At 39.5% G+C, this 13,786-nt stretch carries 11 protein-coding genes and 2 pseudogenes; 2 read left to right on the plus strand and 11 right to left on the minus strand.

Annotated features, from left to right (window positions below; all coding sequences use genetic code 11):
- The 6 genes from AC058W_RS05110 to AC058W_RS05135 all read right to left on the minus strand — a co-directional run.
- A partial coding sequence (locus AC058W_RS05110) for a peptidoglycan binding domain-containing protein (RefSeq protein ID WP_479389791.1) occupies positions 1 to 265 on the minus strand: 265 nt, incomplete at its 3' end.
- Between the two features lie 26 nt (positions 266 to 291).
- Complete coding sequence (locus tag AC058W_RS05115) at positions 292 to 1,176, minus strand: peptidoglycan binding domain-containing protein (protein ID WP_479389792.1); 885 nt, start codon at positions 1,174 to 1,176, stop codon at positions 292 to 294.
- A gap of 249 nt (positions 1,177 to 1,425) precedes the next feature.
- Entirely contained in the window at positions 1,426 to 2,766 is a 1,341-nt protein-coding gene (locus AC058W_RS05120; RefSeq protein WP_117845609.1) for an MATE family efflux transporter, read from the minus strand.
- 238 nt (positions 2,767 to 3,004) lie between these two features.
- Positions 3,005 to 4,546, minus strand: a complete 1,542-nt coding sequence (gene gpmI / locus AC058W_RS05125; RefSeq protein WP_118247696.1) for a 2,3-bisphosphoglycerate-independent phosphoglycerate mutase — start codon at positions 4,544 to 4,546, stop codon at positions 3,005 to 3,007.
- Between the two features lie 313 nt (positions 4,547 to 4,859).
- Positions 4,860 to 6,155, minus strand: coding sequence for a homoserine dehydrogenase (locus AC058W_RS05130; RefSeq protein WP_118137348.1), 1,296 nt, complete (start codon positions 6,153 to 6,155; stop codon positions 4,860 to 4,862).
- Positions 6,156 to 6,208: 53 nt separating this feature from the next.
- Positions 6,209 to 6,472: a hypothetical protein gene (locus tag AC058W_RS05135; protein ID WP_117676989.1), complete on the minus strand. Its 264-nt coding sequence runs from the start codon at positions 6,470 to 6,472 to the stop codon at positions 6,209 to 6,211.
- A gap of 134 nt (positions 6,473 to 6,606) precedes the next feature.
- Here AC058W_RS05135 and AC058W_RS05140 point away from each other — a divergent pair, with 134 nt between their 5' ends.
- Both AC058W_RS05140 and AC058W_RS05145 read left to right on the plus strand, forming a co-directional pair.
- Positions 6,607 to 6,798 (plus strand): helix-turn-helix domain-containing protein, encoded by a 192-nt coding sequence (locus AC058W_RS05140; RefSeq protein WP_334295130.1) that lies wholly within the window; start codon positions 6,607 to 6,609, stop codon positions 6,796 to 6,798.
- A gap of 257 nt (positions 6,799 to 7,055) precedes the next feature.
- Positions 7,056 to 8,427 (plus strand): annotated as a pseudogene (locus tag AC058W_RS05145) (NAD(P)/FAD-dependent oxidoreductase).
- A gap of 225 nt (positions 8,428 to 8,652) precedes the next feature.
- Here the strand turns inward: AC058W_RS05145 and AC058W_RS05150 are convergent.
- The 5 genes and pseudogenes from AC058W_RS05150 to AC058W_RS05170 all read right to left on the minus strand — a co-directional run.
- Positions 8,653 to 9,126: a GNAT family N-acetyltransferase gene (locus tag AC058W_RS05150; RefSeq protein ID WP_117676992.1), complete on the minus strand. Its 474-nt coding sequence runs from the start codon at positions 9,124 to 9,126 to the stop codon at positions 8,653 to 8,655.
- Positions 9,127 to 9,190: 64 nt separating this feature from the next.
- Complete coding sequence (gene rlmD, locus AC058W_RS05155) at positions 9,191 to 10,351, minus strand: 23S rRNA (uracil(1939)-C(5))-methyltransferase RlmD (RefSeq protein WP_118137354.1); 1,161 nt, start codon at positions 10,349 to 10,351, stop codon at positions 9,191 to 9,193.
- A gap of 777 nt (positions 10,352 to 11,128) precedes the next feature.
- Positions 11,129 to 11,878: a triose-phosphate isomerase gene (gene tpiA / locus AC058W_RS05160; RefSeq protein ID WP_117676994.1), complete on the minus strand. Its 750-nt coding sequence runs from the start codon at positions 11,876 to 11,878 to the stop codon at positions 11,129 to 11,131.
- A gap of 29 nt (positions 11,879 to 11,907) precedes the next feature.
- Positions 11,908 to 13,101: a phosphoglycerate kinase gene (locus AC058W_RS05165; RefSeq protein WP_118247695.1), complete on the minus strand. Its 1,194-nt coding sequence runs from the start codon at positions 13,099 to 13,101 to the stop codon at positions 11,908 to 11,910.
- A 184-nt stretch (positions 13,102 to 13,285) separates the two neighbouring features.
- A pseudogene (locus AC058W_RS05170) lies at positions 13,286 to 13,786 on the minus strand (type I glyceraldehyde-3-phosphate dehydrogenase); the annotation flags it as partial.

Genomic DNA, 13,786 nt, shown 5'->3' on the forward strand with positions numbered 1-13,786 from the left:
TATTTCCAATATCATTATAACCATGTGCATTCGCTGTCATAGAATATACCGGTTCTCTGGTAGTCTGTATTCCTGACTGAATCTCCTGTGTCAGTTCTGCCACCTCGGAAGCCTGGTCTATCTGCCATCCATATGCAGAGCCGTAGACGCTGACTGTTCGTCCGCTTGTTGTCTGGAACTCTCTCTCTGTGCCCACTGTATCATGCGCCGCAGCAAGCTGAGCCACGTAATCTGCAATATGCTGCTGGAAAGATGCATCATCCATAATAAGCTGACCTTTTTCGTCAAAGTTCAGCCAGTCTTTACTGTATTTCCATCCAGGGTCACCGTCTCATCCCCGAAAGTGTAGGTAATATTTGCTTTCGTGAAATTATTGCATGCATCAAGGGATGCCTGCAGATCTGGATCATCGCTCGTCACATCTGCCTTTACGTACACGTCAGGATTGCTGTCAAAATCAACAGATGCCTCATTTCCGGAAACAGCTTCTGAAAGTGCATTATAGGCTTCCCGAAGGTTTAATTCGCTTCCCTCTGTCTCAGGAACGATTTCAAACTGAGAATCTCCATATGCGACATATGCATTCTCAGGTGCAACCTGATTCTCTTCCTGCGCACAGTTAAGCTCCCTGACCTGTTCTTTCATTTTTTCTTTATCATATGTCGTATTCTCTGCTGTTGTGTAGCTCTTTTTTTCAAATAAGCCACGAATCCATTCGTATGGTTTCTGATCTTTTAGAAGTTTCAATACACTTCCATCGGAAACATAGCTATATCCAATCTGATCTCCGCTTATCGTCTGCGGATCCAGATTTCTTGAATCAACTTCTATGGAATAATTCTCCACTGTCTTTGCAATTAACTGTTCTGCCTCATAAGCAGTTTTTCCGGAACAGTTAATTCCATTGATTGAGGTTCCCTCAAAAAACTTATCCGAATAATAGTATGACATGCCCGCATATGCAGCACCTGCACTTACCAGGATCATTGCAGCAGTAATTCCTGTTATTTTTAAAGCTTTATGCTTCTTCCTGACAGGCGGTTCATAAGGTGCAAGATCTTCATCATTAATCGGTACATAAGTGATTTTTCCCGGCCTTGCAGATTTACGATGTCTGCCTGTTGTTTCTACATTGCCATCCGAGGCTTTGTTACTTCTTTCCTCTTTGTTTCCCATCTATTTTCTCCTCAATATAAGTATTACCGTTCATTTTATTCCGGAAAATACAGCATCCGAAACAAAACTTTTGAACAGTAATCTATAACTTGCCTGTATCAGCTTTCTCATTATAACATAATTCTTCCAGTTTGCATGTACTATTCACTTTTTTCTTAAATTTTTTTAATTTTTTTCTAAACAATCCTATAAAAAAAGATAACCGGAAACTGTTCAAGGTTTTCACAGTCACCGGTATCATTTTTTATTCTATAAATCAAGTCTGCGTTTCATGTCTTTCATGACATAGAAATACATAATGATGAGCAATCCTCCTGCCAATACCCATGCCATCGGACTGGCCATACATGCTCCAAAATAACTCTTATGTGCTGCCGCGATCATCGCAGTGATTCCACGACCTGCAAGCTCAGCTACACCAGCCAACATAGGGAGCAGTCCGTATCCCATACCTTGGATACCATTTCGCAGTGCATTAACAAAATGTAAAGGAATAAAGAATACTGCAACACATTTAACATAAATATCGACCATCGGAATAACCTCTGCTGCGTTATCTGAAATAAACAAGTATGAGAGATATTTTCCAAAGAAAAATATGATCACACCTGTCACGATCGCATAAATAATTCCAATAATATGCGCACAGTTAAATCCTTGTCTTACTCTGTCAAGCTTACGTGCACCGATATTCTGTGCATTGTATGTAGCCATCGTTGTACCGATTGCAACATATGCCTGGGTAAAGATATTTTCAATCTTATTTCCAGCCGTAAATGCGGCTACCGCATAAGAACCAAGAATATTTAATGCAGACTGAACCATCATCGTTCCGATCGCTGTAATAGAATACTGAAGTCCCATAGGAATACCGACAAGAATTTCGTTCTTGGCAATTCCAGAGCGGAATCTCCAGTCATCTCTCTTTAATCTTAATTCCGGCATACATTTTATAATATAAACCAGGCAAAGCAGTCCAGATACTCCCTGCGCTGTGATCGTGGCCCATGCAGCGCCTGCCACACCCATATGGAAAGCAATAATAAATATTAAGTCAAGTGCCACATTCAAAAGTGCCGCAAGTATCAGAAAATACAATGGTGTTTTACTGTTACCTAATGCTCTCAGAATACTTGCCAGAATGTTATATAACACCTGAGCAAAAATACCGCCACAGATAATCATGATATAAGTATATGCATCCTTAAAAATATCCTCCGGCGTATGCATTAACGTCAATAATGAGTGCATTCCCAACATACTGACTGCCGTCATGATAACTGAAATAATGATAGATAACAACGCCGCATTTCCCACAGACTGGCGCATTTCATCCATCTTTCCCGCACCGAATTTCTGTGAAGTGAGAACCGTAAACCCGGCTGTCAGTCCTGTAAGAAATCCTATAATGAGGAACATGATCGTTCCCGTAGAACCTACTGCTGCCAATCCTTTTGTTCCTACAAATTTCCCCACGATTATGGCATCTGCCATGTTGTAAAACTGCTGGAATACATTGCCTATAAATACAGGTATCGTAAAATCTAGTATCATCTTCATTGGTTTCCCAACTGTCATGTCTGTCTGCATTCCAATAAACCCTCCAGTCCTTTCTTAAAATTAGTTTTTTCCTGTCTTTTACCTGATCGTTTATCAGATATCAGAGCGATTATAGTTGAAAAATTTTACCATTTCAAGATGTGTTTTCCAATTCTGTAATTTTCTACATAATCACAGAAAGACCCCCGGTAAAACGGAGGTCTTTTTCGTTATATTCACGAATTATTTTTTTATCAGAGTCAGGCTGCCCTCTTCACCCTGAAATTTTTTATTTCTCTACAAGAAGAGATTTGCCTGTCATTTCTGCCGGCTGTTCCATTCCCATAAGCTGAATGAGTGTAGGAACGATATCTGCAAGGCATCCATCCTCACGCAGTGTGTATTTCGGATCAGCGTTTACAAGAATGAACGGAACAGGATTTGTGGTATGTGCAGTCCATGGAGCACCTGTCTCATAATCGATAAGCTGCTCTGCATTTCCATGGTCAGCACAGATAAACATCTGTCCGTCAACTTCTTTCAGAGCTTCTACTGCTTTACCAACACATTCATCAACTGTTTCTACTGCTTTCACAGCTGCTTCCTGTACGCCTGTATGTCCAACCATATCAGGGTTAGCAAAGTTGATTACGATCACATCATATTTGTCAGATTTGATAGCATCTACCAGTTTCTCACAAACCTGTGGCGCACTCATCTCAGGCTGAAGGTCATAAGTTGCAACCTTCGGGGATTTCACAAGGATTCTATCCTCGCCTTTATTCGGCTCTTCCACACCACCATTAAAGAAGAATGTAACATGTGCATACTTCTCTGTCTCAGCGATACGAGCCTGAGTCATGTCGTGTGCTGCAAGGTATTCTCCAAATGTGTTATGAAGCTGAACTTTGTGGAATGCAACCAGTTTATTCTGGATGGTATCATCATACTCTGTGAAGCATACGAATGTGACATGTGGTCTTGCTTTTCTCTCAAATCCCTGGAAATCATCATCGCAGAATGCTCTTGTGATCTCACGAGCACGGTCAGGACGGAAGTTAAAGAATACAACAGAGTCTTTATCAGATACAACACCTGTTGGCTGTCCGTCTTTCTCGATTACTGTAGGAAGAACGAATTCATCTGTTTTGTCATTGTCATAGGATGCCTGAACTGCTGCTGCAGCGTCAGTTCCCTTTACACCTTCTCCGGATGTAAGAGCATTGTATGCAAGCTCTACACGATCCCAGCGGTTATCGCGGTCCATTGCATAGTAACGGCCGGAAACGGTTGCAATCTCACCTACACCGATTTTCTTCATCTCAGCTTCCAGAGTCTCTACAAACTCTTTACCTGATGCAGGAGGTGTATCACGTCCGTCAAGGAAGCAGTGTACATAAACTTTCTCAACGCCCTCTTTCTTAGCCATCTCAAGTAATCCATAGAGATGTGTATTGTGGCTGTGTACACCGCCATCAGAAAGAAGTCCCATAAAATGTACAGCGGAATTGTTCTCTTTTGCATTCTTCATTGCTGCAAGAAGTGCTTCGTTCTTAAAGAAATCACCATCCTGGATCTCTTTTGTGATTCTTGTAAGTTCCTGATATACGATGCGGCCTGCACCCATGTTCATATGACCTACTTCAGAGTTACCCATCTGTCCATCTGGAAGACCTACTGCAAGTCCGCTTGCATTACCTTTTACAAAAGGATATTCTGCCATCAGCTTGTCCATAACAGGAGTCTTTGCCATATATACAGCATTGCCTTCTTTTTTGTCATTCAGGCCATATCCATCAAGAATCATTAATACGGTTGGTTTTTTGCTCATAATGTTCTCCTTTTATATGTGTTCATTATTGATTGCTGTATGTAACTGTACACAACTGTACATTTTAGCATACAGCAACTGAAATTTTTATATACAGATGCACTTTATCGTTCATTGCATGCCTGATAACACGCTTTTGTGCCCTCTTTATATAGTATCAAAATTTCAGGATTTTTCAATTCTTTTTTTTATGTATTTGGCTTCTTTATTTAATTTCGTTTTACCAACTTATTAAGTGGATATTCATAATCTGCTTTTTTGCGCATCTCTGTATTGAATAACTACTTCGCAGTTTATAACAATAAACGATATCTTATTTTCCGTAAACACGAATGATTGTAGAAATCTTTCTTACAGAATCTCTGTTTCTCAGTTCCTCGATTGCAGTTCTGAAATCACCTTCTCTTACTTTCTCAGTGATCACAACTACTTCCGCACAGCCTTCTACCTTGGTGTCCTTCTGAATAATCTGTGCCACACTTACCTGATATTTTGCAAATATTGCCGTCATTTCGGCCAGAACACCACAGCGGTCTTCTACTTTAAGGCGGATAAAGTATCGGTTATGTGTATCTTCCATCTTCTTAACCGGAATCTCTTTATAACAGGTGCATCCGATTCTGCCACAGCAGCCGATCAGGATATTTCTTACAATGTCAAATACATCACCTACTACTGCACTTGCTGTAGGAAGTTCTCCTGCTCCTCTTCCGAAGAACATGGCATCTTCTACTGCATCTCCATGAACAAATACAGCATTGTATGAGTCATTTACAGTTGCAAGCGGATGAGAACTTGGAATCAGCATCGGGCATACATAGGCTTCGATTCCATCCTCTTCATTTCTGGCAACACCGAGAAGCTTGATATCACGTCCCATTTCTTTTGCATAATTAATATCCTTAGAAGTAATCTTGGCAATTCCTTCTGTATAAACATCATTGAATACGACACGTGAATTAAATGCTACAGAAGCAAGAATTGCCACCTTACGTCCGGCATCAAGGCCTTCAATATCTGCGGTAGGGTCAGCTTCCGCATATCCAAGTTCTGTGGCAAGTGCCAGGGCATCCTTAAATTCCATGCCTTCCTGAGTCATCTTTGTAAGAATAAAGTTGGTAGTTCCGTTCACAATACCCATAACTTCTGTCATATGGTTTCCTGCCAGACACTGTTTCAATGGTCTGATAATCGGAATTCCTCCAGCTACTGCTGCCTCAAATAAAAAGTCTACTTTATTCTCATGTGCCGCTTCCAGAAGCTCATGTCCATGAACCGCGATCAGGTCTTTATTTGCTGATACTACATGCTTTCCTGCTTTTAACGCAGAGAGAATGTATTCCCTGGCAGGGTTGATTCCCCCGATCAGCTCAATAATGATCTCAATCTCCGGATCATTTACGATTTCGTCCCACTGACTGGTAAGCATAGAGGTATCTTCAAGTTTAGCTGCTGCTTTTTCTATATTTCTGACAAGGATTTTCTTGATTTCAACTTTACAGCCAATTTTAGCTGTCATTTCTTCTTCCTGATTCTTCAGTACCTTATATACACCTGTTCCTACTGTTCCAAATCCTAACAGTGCGGCTTTGATGACTTTTTCACTCATTTCACAGGATTCCCCTTTCTTATTCGTTGATTTTTATACTAGGGCAGAATCGGCTATTTGTCAAGTTTGTCTGCGTTTTTAAGCAAAATCTCCACCATGTTTTCGAGTTCTGTTTTCTTTTTGCGAAGCCATTTTATATACCAAATTGTTGTCATCACTGCCGCCCAGACTGAAACGCAGAAAATGCCTGCCAGGATCATATAAAACAGTCTCTCTGTTCCCTGATGCGGAGCTCCGTTCAGAAAACAATAATACATGGCCGCTGATAATACAGCCATACAAATTTCCGTAGTTATCTTTTTAATCAACTTCATCATTATCACTTTCCCTCTTATAGTGTCGTTATAACGACACTGTTATAACATTCATTTTAACCCGATAATAGATAGTAATCAAGAACAAATTGGACGGTTATTACAATATGATAAGTTATAGGAAATTATGGAAAACTATGAAAGAGCGCGGAATCAGTCAATACGCTCTGTATACGCGTTATGGCATCAGTACTTCTTTTCTGGATAAACTCCGCCATAATGAAAATGTAGAGATTCGCAGTCTTGATATTTTATGTTCTATACTCAAATGCGATTTTGGAGATATTGTGGAACATATTCCGGATGAGACTGAATCCAAAGAACAATAATTCAGATTTATAATATAAGATTTTCTGTTTATGTATCTGAATTCGCAAAGAACATTTTGTTCTTCATTAATTTATTGCAGAGAAAAGACTCAATAGAATGTTTATTTTTCTTCCTTATTTATAAATCTAATCTATAAATCATTCATAAAAAATAAAAGATTTTTCGCTCAATTTGTGTTATACTTTTATCGAGTAAAGTAATGCGCAAACCAACATACCTGAGCTCAGGAAAATCACGTGAAAGGATTGTAATATATATGAAATATGACGTAGTAATCATTGGCGCCGGACCTGGCGGCATTTTTTCTGCCTATGAATTGATGAAACAGAATAAAAATCTCAAGATTGCTGTTTTTGAAGAAGGAAATCCATTGGACAAAAGACATTGCCCTATCGATGGTAATAAGGTAAAAACCTGCATCAAATGTAAGACCTGTGCTATCATGAGCGGTTTCGGCGGTGCCGGTGCATTCTCTGATGGTAAATACAATATCACCAATGACTTTGGCGGAACACTCTATGAACATATCGGAAAGAAAGAAGCTCTTGAGCTCATGCGTTATGTAGATGAGATCAATGTTGCCTACGGCGGTCAGGACACAAAAATGTATTCTACCGCAGGAACTAAATTTAAAAAGCTTTGCATGCAAAATAAATTAAAATTGCTGGATGCTTCCGTTCGTCATCTCGGAACAGATATTAACTATGTAGTTCTGGAAAATTTATATGCCAAATTAAAAGAACATGTAGATTTCTATTTCAACACTCCTGTAGAGCGCTTGGAACTTCTGGATAACGGTTATCGTATCGTTACCAAAGACAGCACAACTGACTGCAGTAAATGTATCGTATCTGTCGGCAGAAGCGGAAGTAAATGGATGGAACAGGTCTGTAAAGATCTTGATATCCCTACTAAATCTAACCGCGTGGATCTCGGTGTCCGCGTGGAGCTTCCAGCTGTTATTTTCTCCCACCTGACAGATGAACTTTACGAGAGTAAAATTGTTTACAGAACAGAGAAATTCGAAGATAATGTAAGAACTTTCTGTATGAATCCTTACGGTATCGTTGTAAACGAAAACACCAACGGCATCGTTACAGCTAATGGACACAGCTATGAAGATCCCTCCAAACAGACAGAGAACACAAACTTTGCGCTGTTAGTTGCTAAGCACTTCTCCGAGCCATTTAAGGACAGTAACGGATACGGCGAAAGTATCGCCCGTCTTTCCAATATGCTTGGTGGTGGTGTAATCGTACAGCGTTTCGGCGATTTGAGTACGTGGAAGAAGAAGCACTGTTGCCCGTATTGAAGAGGGTATGGTACGTCCTACTCTTGCAGCTACTCCTGGCGATTTAAGCCTCGTTCTTCCAAAACGTATTCTTGACGGAATCATCGAAATGATCTATGCTCTGGACAAAATTGCTCCGGGAACAGCAAATGATGATACTCTTCTTTATGGTGTGGAAGTTAAATTCTATAACATGGAAGTTGAGATTGATGAAAATCTGGAAAGCAGATACAAAGGATTATATATTATCGGTGACGGAAGTGGCGTAACTCATTCCTTGTCTCACGCTTCTGCAAGCGGTGTTTATGTAGCACGTCAGATTACTGAAAATATGTAATTTTTCTCTAATAAAAATATACAGGTAAGTCTCCCTTGCTGCTTATTGCTTTTCGCAATTAAAGCAGGGAATTTCCTTAATTTGTTTAAAAAAGGATGGCGTAACTTACCTGATTCAATAAAAAACAGGATTATTTTGAGGAAATCTCCCGCTTTTACTATAAATCAGTAGGAGAAACATCCTGTCCAAAATGATCCTGTTTTTTTATTTACCTATGTTTTCTTTTTATTCTTTATGATATGCCATCCATTTGTCTGTTCCCAGGCGTTCAAATGAACCACAATATTGAAATCCACATTTTTCCAGCAGTTTTTGCATGGGGATATTGTCTTTATACGTGTCCATTCGAATATTAGGGAACTGAGTATACACCCAGTCAAGGCAGTAAGATGCCGCACCTTTTACGATTCCTGTAGATGCCACTCTGTGAACTACTGCATAAGGCTTTTCATTTAACCATTTCCCGTTGATTTCTCTATAGTCCTCATCCTCTTCTACTGCATAGTAGAAGACACAGGCAATCTGTTCCTCTGAAATACAAAGATACATCTTATCTATATCTTCCCTTATCAATTCTGTCGAAGGATAATCATCTCCCCATTGTTCTTCATTTCCATTTTCGCACATAAATTTCCTTGCGTTTTTATAAACATGCATAATCTGTTCCAAGTCTTGCATAGATGCTTTTTTTATTTCCATAAATCACTCCCACCTTTACTTCGTATCCTATAGTATGCTTTATGATGTATCGAATTTATAATATTTATTTTGTGAATTTCTTTGTCAAAAGACAAACATTTTCGCAGTGATCTGTAAAACTGAACATATCTACAGGCTGTATTTTTCTTACTTCATAACCATATTTTGTAAGATACTCCAAATCTCTGGCAAGTGTTTCCGGACCACAGGATATATAGACGATTCTGGACGGTCCAAGTTTAATTACGGAAGACATGAACTTCTTATCACTTCCCGTACGTGGCGGATCCATAAATACAACGTCTGCACACTCTCCATTCTCTGCCATTTTTTCCATAAATTCCCCTGCATCACCCTGGTAAAAATGCGCATTGGTAATCTTATTTTCTCTGGCATTGATTCTGGCATCATGGACTGCATCCGAATTTAATTCTACTCCAATAACATTTTTCGCTCTTTTCGCCGCTACCAATCCGATCGTACCAATTCCACAATATGCATCGATTACGGTTTCCTTTCGTCCCAGACCCGCATATTCGATTGCTGTCTTGTACAGAATTTCTGTCTGCACAGGATTCACCTGATAAAAGGACTGCGGAGAGATGCGGAAAGAACATCCACAGAGTATATCCCTGATAAAACCTTTTCCATAAATGACTATGTCACGTTCACCCAGTACCATACTGGTTTTCTTGTCATTAACGTTCAATACCACTGTAGTAATCTGCGGATATTTTTTCCGCAGGGCTTTTACAAAATTATTTTTCGAAGGGAAAACCGGAGATCCTACAACGAGAACTACCATAATTTCATTTGTTGCAAATCCTCTTCTTACCAGGACATGGCGTAAAAGTCCATATCCCGTATCCTCATCATAAGTTTTTATTTTAAAAGATTTCAGCATATCACGGATTGTGCGAATAATCTCCTGACTGATCTTATCTTCGATCATGCAGTCTTCCACTGGGACTACTTTATGCGTTTTCGCCTCATATGTTCCGCAGATGATATTTCCTTTTCTATCTCTGTCAAATACTGCATGAACTTTATTTCTATAATAAAAAGGATCCTCCATGCCGATAATTGGTTTTACATTTCCAAATTTCTTCAGGAGTTTGCTCATTTTCTTCTGTTTCGCTACAAGCTGTTCTTTATAGGGAACCCCCTGATACTGACAACTTCCACATTTTTTTGATACACTACATTTTTTTATTTTTTCTTCCATGAAACTCTGACCTGCTTTCTATTTTCACTTATTGTTTACTGTCTGTTTTCTACATATTTTTACATTATAACAGTGAAAACAGGTTCATGCAATCAGATAGCTTCAATTATTTGCTTTCCAGCTGTTCACCGATGATTTTCACCTTAACACCCAGTATTCCCATACACCCTCCCTAAGATATATAAATCTACAGTAATTCCATTATCGCAAACAGTTTAGAATGTTTTTTCAAAACATTTTTAGTATAAACTAAATTATTACTATAATATCATATTTATAGTTCTTATACTATCAGTTTTTTGTAAAATAACAGTTAAATATATAGGCATAACCGGCTATACTGACTTTATTCATTCAACAGAATGTCGAATAATAGAAGTTATTGTCGAAATGTTTTTAACAGATTCCTGTTGAATTCTGTAGACGAATGTAGAAAAATATGCTATACTTCGTATGTACAAAAGAAACAGATTTGGAAAGCACCGACGGATCGGTAGTAGAAATACAAAAGATAAATATTTAAAATTCAGATTAAAGAGATACAAAAGATTTATTCTCCAAAATACAAAAGATATTTTTCCAAAGTACAAAAGATGTTTTCACACCAGATAAAAAATAATACACTATAAGATGAAAAGAGTAGTTTCACAAAAACTACTCTTTATTTTTGTTTAAATAATAGATAAAAACAGACACCCTGACAACTGAAGCGGACAGGGTGTCTTCTGTTTGGACACAAAGATTATCTATTTATAAATCAGTTTTAAATTTTTATTCTTATTTGTAGTTTACGATCTTACCGAAATCAGCTTTCAGGGAAGCTCCACCAACAAGGCCGCCATCGATATCATTCTGAACGAATAAGTCAGGAGCTGTTGCAGGATTTACAGATCCGCCGTACTGAATACGGATTGCTTCTGCTGTTGCTTCATCATAGATTTCAGCGATGCATGCACGGATACCAGCGCATACTTCCTGAGCCTGCTCAGTAGTAGCTGTTTTACCTGTTCCAATAGCCCAGATTGGCTCATAAGCGATAACTGCTGTCTTAGCCTGATCTGCTGTAACGCCCTGGAAACCAACTTTAACCTGCTGACGGATGAAATCCATTGTCACGCCCTGCTCTCTCTGAGTAAGAGTTTCGCCACAGCACATGATTGGTGTGATTCCATGTTCGAAAGCTTTAAGGATTTTCTTGTTAACGTCTTCGTTTGTTTCTCCGAAGTATTCTCTTCTTTCGGAATGTCCGAGAACAACATATTTAACACCAGCGTCTACGAGCATTGCAGGGGAAATCTCTCCTGTGTATGCACCTTTTTCTTCAAAGTACATATTCTCAGCACCAACCTGGATGTTTGTTCCTTTAGCAGCCTCTACAACCGGGACAATGTCGATTGCAGGTACGCAGAATACTACATCTACTTCGTCATTTACTACTAATGGTTTTAATGTTTCTACTAATTTAACGGCTTCGCTTGGTGTCATGTTCATTTTCCAGTTACCAGCGATAATTTTCTTTCTTGCCATGATTCTGTATCTCCTTCTTATAGAATTACTTATTTATCGTTTGCTGCTGCAACACCCGGGAGTTCTTTTCCTTCCAGGAATTCAAGAGATGCACCGCCACCTGTGGAGATGTGTGTCATCTTATCGCCATAGCCAAGGATGTTAACAGCTGCTGCAGAATCACCACCACCGATGATAGTTGTAGCATCTGTATCAGCAAGTGCTTTGGCAACAGCTTCTGTACCATGAGCAAAGTTAGGCATTTCGAAGCAGCCCATCGGTCCGTTCCATACAACTGTCTTAGCATCTTTTACAGCCTCAGCAAAAAGCTTCTCTGTTTCCGGTCCGATATCCATTCCTTCCCATCCGTCCGGGATCTCTCCACGTTTTACAACCTGAATATTGCAGTCATTGGAGAAGCTGTCACCGATTCTGTTATCTACAGGAAGAAGAAGTTTTACGCCTTTTTCTTCAGCTTTCTTCATCATGTCTAATGCATACTGAAGATAATCATCCTCACAGAGAGACACACCGATATGTCCTCCCATAGCTTTGGAGAATGTATAAGACATACCACCACCGATGATAAGTGTATCTACTTTATCAAGAAGGTTATTGATTACAGAAATCTTGCTGGAAACCTTAGCTCCGCCAAGGATAGCAACAAATGGTCTATCAGGATTGTTTACTGCATTTCCAAGGAAATCGATTTCCTTCTGCATTAAGTAACCAACAACTGCTGTATCAACATATTTGGTAACACCAACATTAGAGCAGTGTGCTCTGTGAGCTGTACCAAATGCATCATTAACAAATACATCGCAAAGAGAAGCGAGTTCTTTGCTGAATTCGTCTCCATTTTTTGTTTCTTCTGCACGGTAACGTGTATTCTCAAGTAAGATAACGTCTCCGTCTTTCATCTCAGCTACTGCTGCTTTTGCGTTTGGTCCTACTACTTCCGGGTCTGCTGCAAATTTAACTTCCTGTCCTAATAATTCGGAAAGACGTTTAGCAACCGGTGCAAGAGATAATTCTGGTTTCGGTTCTCCCTTCGGTTTTCCAAGGTGAGAGCAAAGAATGATCTTTCCACCGTCAGCGATCAGTTTCTTGATTGTAGGAAGAGCTGCAACCAGACGGTTCTCATCTGTAATCTTACCATCCTGAAGCGGAACATTGAAGTCACATCTTACAAGAACTTTTTTACCTTTTACGTTGATATCATCAACAGATTTTTTATTCAGCATTTGTGGTGCCTCCTTAATAATATTCTTTATGTGTTACTGCATTGTCCACAGTAACATAGATTCCTCGAGCGTCCTGTAAAATCTGCTATGGCAGTTTTTCGGATGCTCAGACAACGCGAAAAGGATCCGGTCCAAATCAGACCGGACCCTTCCTTGGAGTCTATTCTTCTACACTTACTGAAAATTAAGCGTTCAGCAGTTTACCAAAATGTTTGATTGTACGAACCATCTGGCTTGTGTAGGAGTTCTCGTTGTCATACCAGGAAACTACCTGTACTTCTGTTGTGCCATTCTCAAGTGGAAGAACCATTGTCTGAGTAGCATCGAACAGAGAACCAAATCTCATACCAACGATATCGCTGGATACGATTTCATCTTCATTGTATCCGAAGGATTCGTTAGAAGCTGCTTTCATAGCTGCGTTGATCTGTTCTTTTGTTACGTTACCTTCAACAACTGCTGTTAAGATTGTTGTAGAACCTGTTGGGGTAGGAACACGCTGAGCAGATCCGATTAATTTGCCGTTCAGTTCTGGGATAACAAGACCGATAGCTTTAGCAGCACCTGTGCTGTTAGGAACGATGTTAACTGCAGCTGCACGAGATCTTCTTAAGTCACCTTTTCTCTGTGGTCCATCAAGTGTCATCTGATCGCCTGTGTAAGCGTGGATTGTGCACATGATACC

The organism is Blautia sp. CGZ-1-C1, assembly GCF_056504575.1.